At 67.6% G+C, this 16,473-nt stretch carries 15 protein-coding genes; 7 read left to right on the top strand and 8 right to left on the bottom strand.

Features of this window, described 5'->3' with window-relative positions:
- Nucleotides 1–18 precede the first annotated feature (18 nt).
- Nucleotides 19–693: a nicotinate-nucleotide adenylyltransferase gene (locus tag B0I00_RS13320; protein ID WP_100867910.1), complete on the bottom strand. Its 675-nt coding sequence runs from the start codon at nt 691–693 to the stop codon at nt 19–21.
- The gene (locus B0I00_RS13315) at nt 657–1,934 is read right to left on the bottom strand and encodes a glutamate-5-semialdehyde dehydrogenase (protein ID WP_100867909.1); all 1,278 of its coding nucleotides are present in this window, start codon (nt 1,932–1,934) and stop codon (nt 657–659) included. Before B0I00_RS13315 ends, B0I00_RS13320 begins: the two co-directional genes overlap by 37 nt.
- Before the next feature lie 235 nt (nt 1,935–2,169).
- Here B0I00_RS13315 and B0I00_RS13310 point away from each other — a divergent pair, with 235 nt between their 5' ends.
- Both B0I00_RS13310 and B0I00_RS13305 read left to right on the top strand, forming a co-directional pair.
- The gene (locus tag B0I00_RS13310; protein ID WP_332870776.1) at nt 2,170–3,339 is read left to right on the top strand and encodes a peptidoglycan DD-metalloendopeptidase family protein; all 1,170 of its coding nucleotides are present in this window, start codon (nt 2,170–2,172) and stop codon (nt 3,337–3,339) included.
- Between the two features lie 4 nt (nt 3,340–3,343).
- Entirely contained in the window at nt 3,344–3,706 is a 363-nt protein-coding gene (locus B0I00_RS13305; protein WP_100867908.1) for a bactofilin family protein, read from the top strand.
- On the opposite strand, the gene B0I00_RS13300 is transcribed toward B0I00_RS13305, so the two are convergent.
- The 3 genes from B0I00_RS13300 to B0I00_RS13290 form a co-directional block, all read right to left on the bottom strand.
- Nucleotides 3,703–5,388, bottom strand: a complete 1,686-nt coding sequence (locus B0I00_RS13300) for a long-chain-fatty-acid--CoA ligase (RefSeq protein ID WP_100867907.1) — start codon at nt 5,386–5,388, stop codon at nt 3,703–3,705. The two genes, B0I00_RS13305 and B0I00_RS13300, sit on opposite strands and share 4 nt — an antisense overlap.
- 62 nt (nt 5,389–5,450) lie before the next feature.
- Nucleotides 5,451–6,152: a DUF1013 domain-containing protein gene (locus B0I00_RS13295; protein WP_100867906.1), complete on the bottom strand. Its 702-nt coding sequence runs from the start codon at nt 6,150–6,152 to the stop codon at nt 5,451–5,453.
- 103 nt (nt 6,153–6,255) lie between these two features.
- A complete protein-coding gene (locus B0I00_RS13290; protein ID WP_100867905.1) occupies nt 6,256–7,263 on the bottom strand; it encodes an NAD(P)H-quinone oxidoreductase in 1,008 nt (335 codons plus the stop codon).
- A 104-nt stretch (nt 7,264–7,367) separates the two neighbouring features.
- Here B0I00_RS13290 and B0I00_RS13285 point away from each other — a divergent pair, with 104 nt between their 5' ends.
- The 5 genes from B0I00_RS13285 (at nt 7,368) to B0I00_RS13265 (ending at nt 13,414) form a co-directional block, all read left to right on the top strand.
- Nucleotides 7,368–7,568 (top strand): DUF1192 family protein, encoded by a 201-nt coding sequence (locus B0I00_RS13285; RefSeq protein WP_100867904.1) that lies wholly within the window; start codon nt 7,368–7,370, stop codon nt 7,566–7,568.
- 134 nt (nt 7,569–7,702) lie between these two features.
- Nucleotides 7,703–10,090 carry an ATP-dependent Clp protease ATP-binding subunit ClpA gene (gene clpA / locus B0I00_RS13280; RefSeq protein WP_100867903.1) on the top strand — a complete coding sequence of 796 codons (2,388 nt, stop codon included), beginning with the start codon at nt 7,703–7,705 and terminating at the stop codon, nt 10,088–10,090.
- A gap of 55 nt (nt 10,091–10,145) precedes the next feature.
- The gene (locus tag B0I00_RS13275) at nt 10,146–11,150 is read left to right on the top strand and encodes a ligase-associated DNA damage response exonuclease (protein ID WP_100867902.1); all 1,005 of its coding nucleotides are present in this window, start codon (nt 10,146–10,148) and stop codon (nt 11,148–11,150) included.
- Entirely contained in the window at nt 11,151–12,746 is a 1,596-nt protein-coding gene (locus tag B0I00_RS13270; protein WP_100867901.1) for a cisplatin damage response ATP-dependent DNA ligase, read from the top strand.
- A 32-nt stretch (nt 12,747–12,778) separates the two neighbouring features.
- Nucleotides 12,779–13,414: a YoaK family protein gene (locus tag B0I00_RS13265; protein WP_100867900.1), complete on the top strand. Its 636-nt coding sequence runs from the start codon at nt 12,779–12,781 to the stop codon at nt 13,412–13,414.
- Here B0I00_RS13265 and B0I00_RS13260 read toward each other — a convergent pair.
- Genes B0I00_RS13260 through B0I00_RS13250 form a run of 3 tightly spaced genes read right to left on the bottom strand, consistent with a single transcriptional unit; the run spans nt 13,411 to nt 16,473 of the window.
- Nucleotides 13,411–13,692, bottom strand: coding sequence for a DUF167 domain-containing protein (locus tag B0I00_RS13260; protein ID WP_100867899.1), 282 nt, complete (start codon nt 13,690–13,692; stop codon nt 13,411–13,413). The genes B0I00_RS13265 and B0I00_RS13260 overlap by 4 nt on opposite strands.
- The gene (locus B0I00_RS13255) at nt 13,673–14,251 is read right to left on the bottom strand and encodes a gamma carbonic anhydrase family protein (protein WP_100867898.1); all 579 of its coding nucleotides are present in this window, start codon (nt 14,249–14,251) and stop codon (nt 13,673–13,675) included. The genes B0I00_RS13260 and B0I00_RS13255 overlap by 20 nt, the downstream gene beginning before the upstream one ends.
- On the bottom strand, nt 14,248–16,473 hold the full coding sequence (locus tag B0I00_RS13250) for a spermidine synthase (protein ID WP_198519250.1): 2,226 nt from the start codon (nt 16,471–16,473) through the stop codon (nt 14,248–14,250). The genes B0I00_RS13255 and B0I00_RS13250 overlap by 4 nt, the downstream gene beginning before the upstream one ends.

Genomic DNA, 16,473 nt, shown 5'->3' with positions numbered 1-16,473 from the left:
TGCGGGCGTCGCGGGAAATCATGCGATGTCGGGATCGACGGGATGGTGGGTAAGCGGATCGCGGCGGACTCGGCCTGCAAAACGGCTGGCCCAGTCGGGATCGGCGCGGCGAATGGCTGTCGCCGAACGCGGATCGGGGTCGAAACGCAACTGTATCAGCGCGGGTGCGCTCCATCCTGCCCGGTGCTTCAGGCTGGCGGCGGACCGCCGGTAACGGCCGAGCCAGGCGGCCGCGGGGCTCGCAGCAGCACGGCCATCATAGCCCGGACGGGCGATGACCGCAATCGGCATGGTCCGCGCGATGCTCCGCCAGTCCTTCCACAGGTGCATCTGGGCCAGATTGTCGCTGCCCATCAGCCAGACGAAGCGCACCTTGGGATAGCGCCGGATCAGCGCGCGCAGCGTGTCGACGGTGTAGACCGTGCCCAGCTCTCGCTCGATCGCGGTGGGAACGATTCGCGTACCCCTGGCCCGGTCCATGGCCGAAGCGAGTCGTACCGAAAGAGGCGCCATGCCAGCCCTGGGCTTAAGCGGATTGCCGGGCGAAACCAGCCACCAGACCTGATCGAGCCCGAGCGCATCGAGCGCGAACAGCGATATGCGGCGATGCCCGCCGTGCGCCGGATTGAAGCTGCCGCCAAGGAGGCCAACGGTTTTCAGGGCCGGGTCTGACCCGAACCGCGGACCTGCCACTTGTAGGTCGTGAGCCCTTCGAGAGCGACGGGTCCACGCGCGTGGAGGCGACCGGTGGCGATGCCGATTTCGGCGCCCAGGCCGAACTCGCCCCCGTCGGCGAACTGCGTGCTGGCGTTGTGCATGACAATCGCGCTGTCGACTTCGGTCAGGAAGCGTTCGGCCGTTGCCGCATCCTCGGTAACGATTGCATCGGTGTGGTGCGAGGAATGCCGCGCGATGTGATCGAGCGCCGCGTCGATCCCATCGACCACCGCAACCGAAAGGATCGCGTCGAGGTATTCGGTGTCCCAGTCGTTCGCCGCGGCTGGCACGATTCGCGCGTCGAGCGCGCAGGCCCGGGCATCGCCCCGCAGCTCGCAGCCGGCATCGAGCAGGCCTGCGACGACCGCCTGGCTCGCGGGAAACTGCGCATCGAGCAGCAGGGTTTCCATGGCCCCGCAGATCCCCGTGCGCCGCATCTTGGCGTTGAGCGCGATCGCGGCCGCCTTGTCCGGGGCGGCGGCGGCATGGATGTAGGTGTGACAGATCCCGTCGAGGTGGGCGAGCACCGGTACCCGGGCATCGGCCTGGACACGTGCGACCAGACTCTTGCCGCCGCGCGGCACGATCATGTCGATGAGGCCCGCCGCAGTCAGCATCGCGCCGACCACTTCGCGGTCCTGGGTCGGGACCAACTGGATCGCCGCAGCCGGAATGCCTTCAGCCTCCAGGCCGAGGACCAGGGCAGCATGGATCGCGCGGTTGGAATGAACCGCCTCGCTCCCGCCGCGCAGCAGCGCGGCATTGCCCGACCGCAGACAGAGCGCCGCGGCATCGGCGGTCACATTGGGACGGCTTTCGTAAACGATCCCGATCAGACCGATCGGCACGCGCACGCGGGCCAGCGTCATGCCGTTGGGCCGGGTGCTTTCGTCAATCACCGCACCGACCGGATCGGCCAGGTCCGCGACCTGGTCGACCGCATCGGCAATGCCCGCAAGGCGCCCGGCATCAAGCCGCAAGCGGTCGAGCATCGCGCCCGACAGGCCGCGCGCCTCGCCTGCCGCGACATCGCGCACATTCGCCGCCAGGATCGCCGCTTCTGCTTCCCGCAACGCCGCCGCCGCCGCGTGGAGCGCCCGCGCCTTGGCCGGCGAATCGAGCCGGGCCAGCACGCGCTGCGCGGCACGGCCCGCCTCGGCAAGGTGCCGGACGAGGGATTCGGGCGATTCGCCCACGGCAGGAAGGGGTGCGGTCATGACGGAAAAGCGCCTATCACCGCCACTCTCGATTGTCACTTGATGACATCTGAAAGGCGCACGCAAACCACAGCGAAGCAAAAGGTTCCCGCCCAACTGACCGCCGTGTCAGCTAGCCTATTCGACTCGTCGGGGGAATCTGTCGACTCGGCGACATTTGTGGAGAGTCGATTCGCCACTGCCCCACCAACCTGCTAGCCGCCCGCCTCGAGGGTGAAAGGGACTTGGGGTCGTCTTGCAAAATCAAACTGCTGGCGGGTTGAAACACCGCTTGCGGACATGGTTCCCGGATCGCGAGTTCTTCATGCGATCGCAGGGCCAGGTCCGCTTCATCAAGATTTCGTCGCGCGTGCAGATCATCGCTGCCAGCGTAAGCGCGACTGTGCTGGCGCTGTGGCTGGCGACCATGGCGGCGATCGCCGTGGCTGGCTTCCTGTCGACCCGCGACCGGCTGGCGCTGCTCGACCGGGAGGCGAAGGTCGCCAGTTCGGAAAGCCGGGTCAACGCCTATCGCAGCAATCTCGACACCGTCGTATCCGACCTCGAAAAGCGCCAGGACTTCATCGACCAGGTGACCAAGGCGCACCTCGGCGATCTGCCGGACGATGCGCAGGCCGGCGAAACCGTCTCCAACAGCACCAATGCCGCGGCCGAAACGATCAAGAAGGTCAGCCTCGCCGTTCCCGGGGCCGCCGCGCTCGCGCGGATCGAGGCGCGCCAGCTTGCCTTTGTCGAGGGCCTGACCCGTCTGGCCGACCGTCGCGCCGCGCAGGCCTCGGCCCGCCTCTCGAAGCTGGGCCTCAACCCCAACGCGGTGCTCGCCTCGATCAACCGGCGCGAGGCGCAGGGCGGTCCGCTGCTGCGCCTCGCGACCAGCACCGACGGCACGGTCGATCCGCGCTTCCAGCGCCTTGGCCTCAGTCTCGCACGGATGGAAGCTCTGGAACGCTCGGTTTCGGGCGTCCCGCAGGTCCTGCCCGCCAGTCTCAAGTTCATTTCCTCGGGCTTCGGTTACCGCGCCGACCCGTTCACCGGCGACGGCGCGTTTCACGCCGGGCTCGATTTCCGCGGGCCCATCGGCGCGCCGATCTATGCCGCCGCCAAGGGCGTGGTCAGCTTCGCCGGGGTCAAGGCCGGGTACGGCAATTGCATCGAGATCACGCACGGCAACGGCCTGATGACGCGCTATGCGCACATGTCGCGGTTCGGCGCGCGGGTCGGCCAGCAGGTCGACGGCGGCAGCGTGATCGGCGCCATCGGCAGCACCGGCCGTTCGACCGGCCCGCACCTGCACTTCGAAGTTCGCATCAACGACCGGCCTGTCAATCCGCGGCCGTTCCTGGAGGCATCGCCCCATGTTCAAGCAGAAAACCGCGCCGGACGTGGCGCCCAGATCGCAGGGTAGGACCATGGCCGCATCGACCTTTTCCGTATTCGGCTCCGACATCCGCATCACCGGTGATGTCGTCGCCTCGGCCGACCTACACATCGACGGGCATGTCCACGGCGACGTGACCTGTACCTCGCTCGTCCAGGGCGAAGGCAGCGACATCCAGGGCGCGATCAAGGCCGAGACGGCACGCCTGTCGGGCACCGTGCGCGGCACGATCAGCGCGCGCGACCTGGTGATCCTCAAGACTGCCCGCATCCACGGCGACGTGCACTACGATTCGCTGACGATCGAACAGGGCGCGCAGGTCGATGGCCGCTTCGCCCCGCGCGCCGCAACCAGTGCCGAGGACGCGACGGTCGTGAGCCTCGCCGCCAGCTAAAGGACTTCGGCGCGCAGCGCCTTGCGATCAAGCTTGCCGATCATCGTCTTGGGCAGGCTGTCGCGCACCACGACCCGGTCGACCCGCTCGTGCTTGCCGAGGCGGGCGTTGAGCCAGTCGCGCAACCTGTCGCCGGTTTCGCTCGCCCCTTCTGCCAAGGTGACGTAGGCGCGCGGGCTTTCGCCGCGGTAGGCGTCGGGTACGCCGATCACCAGCACCTCCTTCACTGCCGGATGTTCGGCGATCACCGCCTCGACCTGGCTGGGGAAGACCTTGAATCCGCCAACCGCGATCATGTCCTTGATCCGGTCGACAATCTGCAGATAGCCCTCCGCATCGATCGTCGCGACATCGCCGGTGCGCAGCCAGCGGCCGTCCTCGCGTTCGGCAAAGGCGGCGGCAGCGGCTTCGGGTCGGCGCCAGTAGCCTCGCATTACCTGCGGGCCCTGGATGGCAAGCTCGCCCGGTTCACCCGGCGGCGCATCGCGCAGCGGGTCTTCCTTGTCGAGCAGGCGGATCCGCGTTGCGGGCAGCGGCTGGCCGATCGTCCCGGCACGGTCCTCGCCCTCGTAGGGATTGGTAGAAACCACGCCCGAGGTTTCGGTCAGGCCGTAACCTTCGACAAGCCGCGCAGCCGTCGCCGCTTCGAAACGCTCCTTGAGCGGCGCCGGTAGCGGCGCCCCGCCCGATATGCACACCCGCAGCGAGGAGAAGTCGGTTCGCGCCAGATCCGGATGATCGAGCAGCGCCTGGTACATGGTCGGCACCCCCGGCATCGCCGTGGCCCTGACCCGCTCCAGGGTCTTCAGCGCCTGGCCGGCATCGAACCGCGGCAGCATGGCGATGCAGCCGCCGTTGGCCACGGTGCGGTTCAGAACGCAGACGTTGGCGAAGACGTGGAACAGGGGCAGCACCCCCATGATCATGTCGCGCTCGCCCTTGCGCGGGTCGATCTCCTCGACCTGGCGGGCGTTGGCGGACAGGTTCTGGTGGGTCAGCATGGCGCCCTTTGGCGTGCCGGTGGTGCCGCCGGTGTATTGCAGCAGGGCAAGATCCTCCACGGGATCGATCGCGACGGGCTCTGGCGAACTGTCGTAAAGAAGCACGTCGGACCACCGCGCTACGTCGGGGCGCTTGGGCACCGCGGTTAGCGTCTTTCGCCCGAGAAGGCGCAGCGCCAGACCCTTGCCCCAGGGCAACGCATCGGCGAGCGAGCCGACCACCAGCGTTTCGAGCGAGCTGCGGTCGAGCACCTCGAGCGCGGTGGGCAGAAGCGCAGCCGAATCGATCGTCACCAGCGCGCGGATACCCGAATCCTCGACCTGCGCCTCTAGTTCGGGCGCAGTGTAAAGCGGGCTGAAGTTGACCGCGATCGCACCGGCGATCATCGCCCCGTAATAGGCGGCGACGTAGATCGGCACGTTGGGCAGGAACAGGCCGACCCGATCACCCTTGGCCACCCCCCTCTGCTGCAAGCCTGCGGCAAAGCACAAGGCCTCGCGGTAGAGTTCGGAATAGGAATAGCGCCGGCCGAGGAAATCGACGAGCGGCTTATCGGCGTGGCGCCGCGCCGCATCGGCAAAGAATTCCGGGAGCGACAGCGGCGGAAATTGCATGTCCCACGCGCAAGGGTGGGCATAGTGCGCCTTCCACGGCTCTCCCGTCGGATTATTTACATCCATGTAAACAGATTAACCCCACCGCAGGCGGCAGGGCAAGCGTCATGCGTGCCTCGCGCGGGCGACTATTCCTCGCCGGCGGCTTCGGCAGCGCGCTTGGCTTCGAGCCAGGCGGCGGCTTCGGCTTCCTGCGCGGCTTCGGCGGCGGCCTTGCCCTGGGCTTCGCGTTCGGCGCGCAGTTCCTCGATCAGGGCGACCTTGTCGTCGACCAGGCGGGCATCGTCGCCTTCGACGTCCTGGAGCCCGGCCTTCTTCGCGGCCTTGGCGACGATCCCGTCGAGTTCGCGCTGGCTGCACAGGCCCAGGGTCACCGGATCCTTGGGCTGGATGTTGGCGATGTTCCAGTGGCTGCGGTCGCGGATCGCGGCAATGGTGTTGCGGGTCGTGCCGATCAGCTTGCCGATCTGCGCGTCCGAGATTTCGGGGTGCGCGCGCAGGATCCAGGCGATGCCGTCGGGCTTGTCCTGGCGCTTGGACACCGGGGTGTAGCGCGGGCCCTTGGTGCGGCTGACGGTGACCGGCGCCTTCTGCATCTTGAGCGAATAGGACGCGTCGGCCTGGCCTTTTTCGATTTCGGCCATGGTCAGTTCGCCCGAGCGCACAGGATCGCGGCCGGTGTACTTCGAACTGGCAAGGTCGTCGGCCATGGCCTGGACCTCGAGGATGTGGAGACCGCAGAACTCGGCGATCTGTTCGAAGCTCAGCGCGGTGTTGTCGACCAGCCAGGAAGCGGTCGCATGCGGCATAAGCGGGGTCGGCTGGGACACGGGGTTTTCTCCGTCGGAAAATAATAGGGCCGCCCCTTGCGGAGCGGCCGTTCGCGCGGTGATTTAGGCGCTTTGGCGCCGGAGGGCAAGGCCCGAAGTGGCTCTAGCCCGCGACCTCGAGCACGATCTTGCCGACGTGATCGCCGCTTTCCATCCGGGCATGGGCGGCAGCGGCCTCGGCCAGGGGGAAGGTCCGGTCCATTACCGGGCGCAGCTGACCCGATTCGACGAAGGGCCAGGCGTTCTCGGCAATTTCCTGCGCGAGCAGGGCCTTGAACAGGGTCGAGCGCGGGCGCAGCGTCGATCCGGTCAGCATCAGGCGGCGGCGCATGACCTCGGCCATGTTGAGTTCGGCGCGCACCCCGCCCTGGACCGCGATGGTCACGTGGCGGCCATCGTCGGCCAGGCACTTGAGGTTGCGCGGCACATAATCGCCAGCGACCATGTCGAGCACCATGGCGACGCCCACGCCGCCTGTCAGCCGCAGCACCTCCTCGACGAAGTCGGTCGCCTTGTAGTCGATCGCGTGGGCGGCCCCGATTTGGAGCGCAGCGGCGCACTTGTCGGCCCCGCCGCAAGTGACGATGACCCTGACCCCCATCAACCGGCCGAGCATCGCCGCCATCGAGCCGATGCCGCTGGTGCCGCCGTGGACGAGAATCGTCTCGCCATCGCGGACATAGCCGCGCTCGAACACGTTGTGCCACACGGTGAACAGCGTTTCGGGAAGTGCTGCCGCCTCGGCCAACGAAAGGCCCGCCGGCACCGGCAGGCACTGGCCCACCTCGGCGAGGCAATATTCGGCATAGCCGCCCCCCGCGACGAGCGCGCAGACAGACTGGTCCAGCATCGCAGCATCGACGCCCGTGCCGAGCGCGACTACCGTGCCCGAGACCTCCAGCCCGCACAGCGGCGAAGCGCCCGGCGGCGGCGGATAGAAGCCCTGGCGCTGGATCACGTCCGGCCGGTTGACCCCGGCAAAGGCGACGCGGACCAAGACCTGGCCCTCGCCCGGCTGCGGGACGGGCAGCGTCAAGGGCTGCAGCACCTCCGGCCCGCCCGGCGCTTCGAAGCCGATTGCCGTCATGGTTTCAGGTAGTTGCCCGGTCATTCCTGCCCCTGCGCCTTTTGCGCTGTTGCCATATCGCAACGCCTCTGCCCCTAATGCGGCAACGTGTTGACAGCAAGGCTAACTCATCCGATTCTGCCCGCCGGATGGAAGACGACCTGCCCCGCGCAAAAGGCGATGCGGCCAGCCTGCTGGCAAAGGAAGTGCTTGATCCCTATTCCCAGGACGAACTGGCCAAACGGATCGTCCTGCTGGAGGCGGAAATCGCCCGGGTGCGCGCCCACCGCGACAAGGCCGGCGCCCACCGCGCCGCGGCCGACGCGCTGTTCAGAACGCGAACCGACTGATGGCCGGCCGCGCCGCCCTTTTCGCACTGGCGCAGGCTTCCCATATAGGTTCCGTTCAGCACACCCGTTCATATTCTCCGACAATGCGGTTGCTACCCGCCAATGCCACCCTGCCCCCCGAAAGAGACAGCTAGATGCCAAGCTTTGCCCAGAGCCTCGAGAAGACCCTCCATGCGGCGCTCGCCAACGCGTCGGAGCGCAGCCACGAGTATGCGACGCTCGAGCATCTGCTGCTGGCACTGATCGACGATGCCGACGCCGCCCAGGTGATGCAGGCCTGCGGGGTGGACCTGGGCGAACTGGGCGAGGTGGTAAAACAATACCTTGATCAGGAATATCAGTCCCTTAAGACCCAGGAAAAGGGTGATCCGGCGCCGACCGCGGGGTTCCAGCGGGTGATCCAGCGCGCCATTCTCCACGTGCAGTCTTCGGGCAAGGACACTGTGACCGGAGCCAACGTCCTGGTAGCGCTGTTTTCCGAACGCGACAGCTACGCGGTCTATTTCCTGCAGCAGCAGGACATGAGCCGCCTCGATGCGGTCAGCTTCATCAGCCACGGCATCGGCAAGGGCGGCAAGCGGATCGAGGACCGCAGCCCCAAGGGCGCCGAGCAGGAAGCCCCCGCCCAGGAGGAAAAGGCCGCGGCATCGAAGGATGGCAAGAAGGAAACCGCGCTCGACCAGTTCACGGTCAACCTCAACGAGAAGGCGCTGGCGGGGAAGGTCGATCCGCTGATCGGCCGCGGGCCCGAAGTCGACCGCACGATCCAGATCCTTTGCCGCCGATCGAAGAACAACCCGCTCTATGTCGGCGATCCCGGCGTCGGCAAGACCGCGATCGCCGAGGGCCTGGCGCGCAAGATCGTCGAGGGCGAGGTGCCCGAAGTGCTGTCAGAGGCGGTGATCTACAGCCTCGACATGGGCGCGCTGCTGGCCGGCACCCGCTATCGCGGCGATTTCGAGGAACGGCTGAAGCAGGTCGTTTCCGAACTCGAGAAGATGCCCCACGCGGTCCTGTTCATCGACGAGATCCACACCGTGATCGGTGCCGGCGCGACCAGCGGCGGGGCGATGGACGCCTCGAACCTCCTTAAGCCGGCGCTGTCAGGCGGGACGATCCGCTGCATCGGATCGACCACCTACAAGGAGTTCCGCAACCACTTCGAAAAGGATCGCGCGCTGCTGCGCCGGTTCCAGAAGATCGACGTCAACGAACCCACGGTCGAGGACACGATCAAGATCCTGAAAGGCCTGCGAACCGCCTTCGAGGAACACCACAAGGTCAAGTACACGCCCGAGGCGATCAAGACGGCGGTCGAGCTGTCGGCGCGCTACATCAACGACCGCAAGCTGCCCGACAAGGCGATCGACGTGATCGACGAAGTCGGCGCGATGCAGATGCTGGTACCGCCCAACAAGCGCAAGAAGACCATCACCGGCCGCGAGATCGAGGCCGTGATCGCCACCATGGCGCGCATTCCGCCCAAATCCGTGTCCAGCGACGACCGCACCGCGCTCGAGCACCTCGAGCGCGACCTGAAGCGCGTGGTATTCGGCCAGGACAAGGCGATCGAGGTGCTGTCGAGCGCCATGAAGCTGAGCCGCGCGGGCCTGCGCGATCCGGAAAAACCGATCGGCTCGTTCCTGTTCTCCGGCCCGACCGGCGTCGGCAAGACCGAAGTGTCGAAGCAGCTCGCCGACATCCTGGGGATTCCGATCCAGCGCTTCGACATGTCGGAATACATGGAGCGCCATTCGGTCAGCCGCCTGATCGGCGCGCCTCCGGGTTATGTCGGCTACGACCAAGGCGGACTTCTGACCGATGCCGTGGACCAGCAGCCGCATTGCGTCCTGCTCTTGGACGAGATCGAAAAGGCCCACCCCGACCTGTTCAACATCCTCTTGCAGGTGATGGACAACGGCCGCCTGACCGACCACCACGGCAAGACTGTCGATTTCCGCAACGTGGTTCTGATCATGACCACCAACGCCGGCGCGTCGGACATGGCCAAGCAGGGCATCGGTTTTGGCGACGTCAGCAAGGAAGACGCCGGCGACGAAGCGGTAAAACGGATGTTCAGCCCCGAATTCCGCAACCGTCTCGATGCGATCGTGCCCTTCGCCTATCTCGGCACCGAGACGATCAGCCGCGTGGTCGACAAGTTCGTCCTCCAGCTCGAACTGCAACTGGCCGACCAGAACGTCCACATCCAGTTCGACGGCGATGCCCGCGAATGGCTGGGCGCGCGCGGCTACGACAAGCTCTATGGCGCGCGACCGATGGCCCGCCTCATCCAGGAGAAGGTCAAGCAGCCGCTGGCGGAGGAACTGCTGTTCGGCAAGCTGCGCCATGGCGGCGAGGTCCACGTGTCGGTCAAGGACGGGTCGCTCGCCTTCGAGCTTACCCCCGCCCCGCCCAAGCTGCCCCGCGGTGCCAAGGCCAAGGCCGAGGTGGCCAAGGCCAAGCCGCGGAGCAAGAAGCCCAAGGCCGCGCCCGAGCCCAGCGAGGACGGCACCGACTAGACCGAAGGCCGCCACCGTCATGGAACTGCGCCGCCCGCTGTCTCGTTAGACACGGGTGGCCGCGTCCTTTTCCTGGATCAAGGCAGAGCCGATGGGCATCCGCGTGCTGCCAGCCGATTGCTGGATCGACCCGGCGCGCCCGGTCGACACCGCGCTGGTCACCCACGGCCATGCCGATCATGCGCGCGGCGGCCACGGCACCACCATTGCCACGCCGCAGACCCTGGCGATCATGCAACTGCGTTACCAGACCGACGCTGGCGCGGTGCCGGTCGCCTACGGCGAGACGATCGACCTGCCCGGCGGGGTGACTGCGACTTACCAGCCAGCCGGGCACGTGCTGGGATCGGCGCAGATACTGCTCGAACACGCGGGCGAGCGGGTCGTTGTCACTGGCGACTACAAGCGCCGGAGCGACCCCACCTGCCCGGCGTTCGAGCCGATTGCCTGCGACGTTTTCATCACCGAGGCGACGTTTGGCCTGCCGATCTTCCACCATCCGCCGATCGGGGACGAGATCGCCAAGCTGCTTGCCGCGCGCGAAGCCAATCCGGATCGCTGCGTCCTGATCGGCGCCTATGCGCTGGGCAAGGCGCAGCGGGTTATCGCCGAGCTGCGGCTGGCCGGCTACGGCGAACCGATCTACCTTCACGGCGCGCTGGAGCGGATGTGCCGGCTTTACGAGGAACTGGGCGTCGGCCTTGGCGACTTGCGCCCGATCGCCGGCCTGCCCAAGGCGGCGCTGCAGGGCCAGATCGCGCTGTGCCCGCCATCCGCGCTGAGCGATCGGTGGAGCCGCCGCCTGCCCGACCCGATCACCGCCATGGCCTCGGGCTGGATGCGGGTGCGCCAGCGCGCTCGGCAGAGGAACGTCGAACTGCCGCTGATCATCTCCGACCACGCTGACTGGAGCGAATTGACCCGCACGATCGCCGAGGTCGACCCGGCCGAGACCTGGATCACCCACGGCCGCGAGGACGCGCTGCTGCGCTGGTGCGAACTCAACCAGCGCAAGGCCCGCGCGCTGGCGCTGGTCGGCTACGAGGACGAGGACGACTAGGTGGACCGTTTCGCCGCCTTGATCGACGCGCTGGTCTTTACCCCGTCGCGCAACGCCAAGCTGGCGCTGCTGGCGACCTATCTGCGCGACACGCCCGACCCCGATCGCGGCTGGGCGCTGGCAGCGCTGACCGACGGGCTGAACTTTCCCGCGATCAAGGCCAGCACGATTCGCGCGCTGCTGATGGAGCGGGTCGATCCGGTGCTGTTCCAGATCAGCCGCGACTATGTCGGCGATACAGCCGAAACCGCCAGCCTGCTATGGCCCGACCCCCTGGGCGAGCGCGGCCCGCCGCCGACCGTGAGCGAGGTCGTGGCCGAGCTTTCGGCGGCCAATCGCAACACCGGCCCCCGCGTACTGGCTGGCCTCCTCGACAGGCTCGATTCGTCGGGCCGTTATGCGCTTCTCAAGCTGGCGACCGGGGCGATGCGGATCGGTATTTCGGCGCGCCTCGCAAAGACCGCCTTTGCCCAGGCCTTCGACGTCTCGGTCGACGATGTCGAGGAATACTGGCACGGTCAGGCCCCGCCCTACCTGCCGCTGTTCGCATGGGCCGCCCACGGGGCCGAGCCGCCACGGGCCGACGACCTGCCGCTGTTCCGCCCCTTCATGCTGGCACACCCGCTCGAGGACCTCGAACTCGATCTGGCCGACTATGCCGCCGAATGGAAATGGGACGGGATCCGCGTGCAACTTGTCCACGTTGCGGGCGAGACGCGGATCTACAGCCGCTCGGGCGACGATATCACCGCGACGTTTCCCGAACTGGCCCCGGCACTGGCGATCCCAGCCGCGCTCGACGGGGAACTGCTGGTGCGCGGAAGCCACCAGGGCGGGAATGAGGGCGGTGCGGCCAGCTTCAACGCGCTGCAGCAGCGGCTGGGGCGCAAGACCGTGTCGAAGGCCATGCTGGCCGATTACCCAGCCTTCGTGCGGCTTTACGACGTGCTTGTGCTGGAGGGCGAGGACCACCGCCCGCGCCCGTGGAACGAACGCCGCGGCGTGCTCGAAGCCCTGGTTCCGCGGCTCGACCCGCAGTGCTTCGACCTTAGCGCGACGATCGAGGCGAAGGACTTTGCCGAACTAGCCGGGATCCGCGAACGCGCCCGCGACGACGCGATCGAGGGGGTGATGCTCAAGCGCCGCGACAGCCCCTATGTCACCGGGCGCAAGACCGGGCTGTGGTACAAGTGGAAGCGCGATCCGCTGTTGATCGACTGCGTGCTGATGTACGCCCAGCGCGGGTCGGGCAAGCGCAGCAGCTTCTATTCGGATTTCACCTTCGGCTGCTGGAATGGCGATCCTGATGCCGGCGCCGAAATACTGCCGGTCGGCAAGGCCTATTTCGGCTTCACCGACGAAGAGTTGAAGTGGCTGGACCGGCACATCCGCCAGCACACGGTCAATCGCTTCGGCCCGGTCCGCGAAACCGACAAGAGCCTGGTCTTCGAGGTCGCGTTCGATTCGGTACACCACAGCAAGCGCCACAAGTCGGGCGTCGCCATGCGCTTTCCGCGCATCAACCGCATCCGCGCCGACAAGCCGGCGCACGAAGCCGACCGGCTCGACACGCTGAAGGCGCTGATCCGCGATTGATCGCCGGCCCTGCGCTGGGCTAGGCCAGCGGCGTGCAAGCCTACGACCGACCGCGCCAGGCCCTCGCCGTGGCCGCAGCCATGCTGGCCGGCTGCGTAGATGCCGTCGGTTTCCTTTCGGGCGACCGCTATTTCGTCTCCTTCATGTCGGGCAACACCACGCGGCTGGGGATCGACGTGGCAACCGCGCCGCCGACCGCAGTGGTGCCGCTCATGCTGATTGCCGGCTTCGTGGCGGGAGTTGTTGGCGGCGCGCTGATTGCGACCGTCGCTGGCGCGCGGCGCAAGTCCGCCGTCCTGGCAACCGTCGCGCTGCTGCTCGCGGGCGCGGCCGGTGCCAACGCCGCCGGCTTCGGCGCACTGACCCTTGGACTGCTGGTGCTGGCGATGGGCGCGATCAACAACACCTTCCAGCGCGGCGGCGAAGTGGCGGTCGGCCTTACCTACATGACCGGCGCGCTGGTCCGGTTCGGCCAAGGCCTTGCGGCGCATCTGCTCGGTCGGGGCGGCGAGGGGTGGAGCCTGTGGCTGGTGCTGTGGCTCGGCCTGGCGCTGGGCGCGGTCGTCGGGGCAACGGGCTGGCTGCACGCTCCGCTGCTGACGCTGTGGGGCGCGGCAACGTGGGCGGGCGTTCTGGGCCTCGCCGCCCTGCGCCTGCCAAACGGCTAGAGTTCGACCGCGATCAGCTTGTCGCGCCCGGTTGCGCCGCGCAACATCTGCAGTCGTGACGTCGCCAGGCCGAGCGCATCGGCCACCAGGGCGAGGACGGCGGCATTGGCCTTGCCGTCCTCGGCCTTGGCGCGGACCTTGACGACCAGCCGCCCGTCGCCAAGTTCGACTGCCTCGGTTCGGGCGCCGGGCGTGACGCGCAGGGCGAGCCGTCCCTGGTCGTCGATCAGGGCGCGGATCGCATCGGGTGCGGGATGGTCAGGCCGGGGCCGGGCCATGACCGGCGGCGGCGATGGCCGCAGCGTGGTGGCGTCCGTTCTCGACATAGTGCGCCGTGCCGATCCGCATGCCCATTATCGCCGCTTCGTCGAGTTCGCGCATGAAGCGCGCGGGTCGCCCGCCCCACAGCTGGCGCGGTTCGATCACCTTGCCCTCGATCAGCATCGCGCCGGCGGCAAGCATGGCATCGCTGCCGATGCGCGCCTTGTTCATGACGATCGCGCCAAGACCGACGAAGCCGCGGTCCTCGATCACGCAGCCGTGGACCATGGCCATGTGGCCGATCAGCACGTCTTCGCCGATGATCGTCGGCGAACCATCGGGATCGCCCGGGCGCGGCGGATCGCAGTGCACCACGCTGCCGTCCTGCACGTTGCTGCGCGCCCCGATCACGATGCGGCTGACATCGGCGCGCAGCACGCAGTTGTACCAGATGCTGACGTCCGGCCCGATCTCGACATCGCCGATGATCCGGCAGCCGGGGGCGATGAAGGCGGTGTCGTGGATGCGCGGCGCCTTGCCGTGGATCGCTATCAGGGTCACATCGGGTCGGGTCATTGCGGGGTTCCCACTACGTTGCGCCATTCGACATGCGGCAGGATCGAGGCGTGGTCATCGGTCCATACGGACTTTGCCGGCGCGGCGAGGCCAAGCCATTCCTGCCCATCGCCTGCGGCCGCAGCAGCCGCGACGGCGGCAGGATCGCGGCCCAGCATGATCCAGGTCGACGGGGTATAGCCGAGGCCGGGGTCGGGCGAATCGGCCCGCTTCTTCGCGGCAAGGCCGCGCTTTTTCGCATCGGCGGCCAGCACCGGCTCCAGGTCGATGAAGCGGTTCGAGATGTGCAGCAGCATGACCCCCTTGGGCGAAAGCGCGCGTTCGTACACCGCCACCGCCTCGTCGGTCATCAGGTGCAGCGGGATCGCGTCCGAGGAAAAGGCGTCGACCGCGAGCACGTCGATCGATCCTGCGGGAACGCGCGCCAATTCGAGCCGCGCATCGCCCAGCACCACCCGGGCGTCGGGCGCGCAATCCTTGAGGTAGGTGAAGGTGCGGTTTTCGGAATAGCGCAGCACCAGCGGGTCGATCTCGAAGAAGGTCCAGACCTCGCCCGGGCGCTTGTAGCAGGCGAGCGATCCGGCGCCGAGCCCGACTACCCCGAGCCGCGCCCCCGGGCCATAGAGGTCCTGCGCCTTGGCAAAGACCAGCCCCACGCCCGAGGTCGGGCCGTAATAGGTCAGCGGCAGGTTGCGCCGCGCCGGATCGGTCGATTGCGTACCGTGGAGCGTGGTACCGTGGGCCAGCGTGCGCGACATCTCCGCCGGCCGGTCGCGCACGGTGTAGATCCCGAAGTAGCTGCGCTGGCGCACGCCTTCGAACGTGTCCTTGATCGTCAGCAGGCCGCCCTGCGCCAGCATCGCCCAGAGGAGGACCATGGCCGCAAGCCAGTTCCACTGCGAGACGATCAGGCCGCCGGCGACGACGCCGACCAGCCAAAACGAGGAGATGAGGCCGCTGCCGTTCGCCTCGACGATCATGGTGATCTGCCAGGCGCAGAACAGCGCCAGCGCGAGTCCGACCGCGATGACGATCCTATGCAGCGGCCGGTCGAGCCCCGGCATGGCGCGCCAGTCGAGCGACGGGGCAGCCGGCAACAGCAGCGCGGCGGCGAGGACCAGGATCGGATGCTCCCAGGCCCAGTCGAAGGCCAGCGGCGCGATCAGCGCCGTGAACAGTCCGCCCAGGGCCCCGCCCAGCGACATGACGAGATAGAACAGCGTCAGGTGTGCCGGATCTGGCCTCTCGTCATAGAGCCTACCATGCAAAGCGACGCAGATCAGGAACAGCAGGCCGACCGAGGCGAACACCGGAATGAGGCCGTTCGCCCCTTGCGAGACCATGGCCATCGCCCCGGCAAAGAACACCGCCGGCCAGGCGCCCGCCGTCATCACCCGAACCCCGGCGCGATTGCCCGAGAAGGCGAACACGAAGCTGAGCAGATAGATGCCGAGCGGGATCACCCACAAGAGCGGCATGGCGAAGAGATCGGTAGTAAGGTGGGTCGTGGTCGACAGCATCAGGCCCGATGGCACTGCGGCGAGCCCCAGCCACAGGGCGATCGTGCGGCGCGGGATCGGCGGGGCAGCAGCCTTCTGATCGTTCGTTAGCGCCTGGGCATCGACCGCGCCGCGCCGCGCGAGGGCGCAGAGCGCGATCAGCGCGAAGAGCAGGCCGTACCCGATCGACCAGCCCCACGACTGGGCGCGGATCGAAAGCAGCGGTTCGGCCAGCAGCGGATAGGCAATCAGGCCCGAAAAGCTGCCGAGGTTCGAGGCGGCGTAAAGAGCCCAGGGTTCGCCCGCCTGCGGATTGGCTGCGTACCAGCGTTGCATCAACGGGGCCTGCGCGGAAACCAGCAGAAAGACCGGTCCGATCGACAGGGCAAGCAGGGCCGGAACCCACAGCGCCTCGAGCCCGGCGCGTGCCGGCGGCAGGCCGATCAGCCCAACCGGCAGGGTCAGCGCGGCGAGCGCGAAGAGCACGAGGTGAATCCGCGCCTGGCGCGCAACCGGCAGCTTGCCGAGCCGGTGCGCATAGTAATAGCCGCCGAGCAGCAGCGCCTGGTAGACCAGCATCGCGCTGTTCCAGACGTTCGGCGCGCCGCCCAGCCGCGGCAACGCCATCCGCGCGACCATCGGCTGGACCAGGAACAACAGGAAGCTGCCAACCAGGATCGTCGCCACGAACAGCGGACGCGCCGCACTTTGCGGTATCATCAT

The sequence above is a fragment of the Novosphingobium kunmingense genome, from assembly GCF_002813245.1.
In the GTDB taxonomy this organism is placed as follows: domain Bacteria; phylum Pseudomonadota; class Alphaproteobacteria; order Sphingomonadales; family Sphingomonadaceae; genus Novosphingobium; species Novosphingobium kunmingense.
The sequence above is the reverse complement of the archived record's forward strand: the minus strand, read 5'-3'. Positions and strand labels throughout refer to the sequence as shown.

Coding starts and splice junctions, on each gene's coding strand:
- B0I00_RS13315 (WP_100867909.1), bottom strand. CDS start 1,934: ATGACCGCACCCCTTCCTGCCGTGGGCGAATCGCCCGAATCCCTCGTC.
- B0I00_RS13300 (WP_100867907.1), bottom strand. CDS start 5,388: ATGGATGTAAATAATCCGACGGGAGAGCCGTGGAAGGCGCACTATGCC.
- B0I00_RS13285 (WP_100867904.1), top strand. CDS start 7,368: ATGGAAGACGACCTGCCCCGCGCAAAAGGCGATGCGGCCAGCCTGCTG.
- B0I00_RS13305 (WP_100867908.1), top strand. CDS start 3,344: ATGGCCGCATCGACCTTTTCCGTATTCGGCTCCGACATCCGCATCACC.
- clpA (WP_100867903.1), top strand. CDS start 7,703: ATGCCAAGCTTTGCCCAGAGCCTCGAGAAGACCCTCCATGCGGCGCTC.
- B0I00_RS13260 (WP_100867899.1), bottom strand. CDS start 13,692: ATGGCCCGGCCCCGGCCTGACCATCCCGCACCCGATGCGATCCGCGCC.
- B0I00_RS13290 (WP_100867905.1), bottom strand. CDS start 7,263: ATGACCGGGCAACTACCTGAAACCATGACGGCAATCGGCTTCGAAGCG.
- B0I00_RS13250 (WP_198519250.1), bottom strand. CDS start 16,473: ATGATGATACCGCAAAGTGCGGCGCGTCCGCTGTTCGTGGCGACGATC.
- B0I00_RS13255 (WP_100867898.1), bottom strand. CDS start 14,251: ATGACCCGACCCGATGTGACCCTGATAGCGATCCACGGCAAGGCGCCG.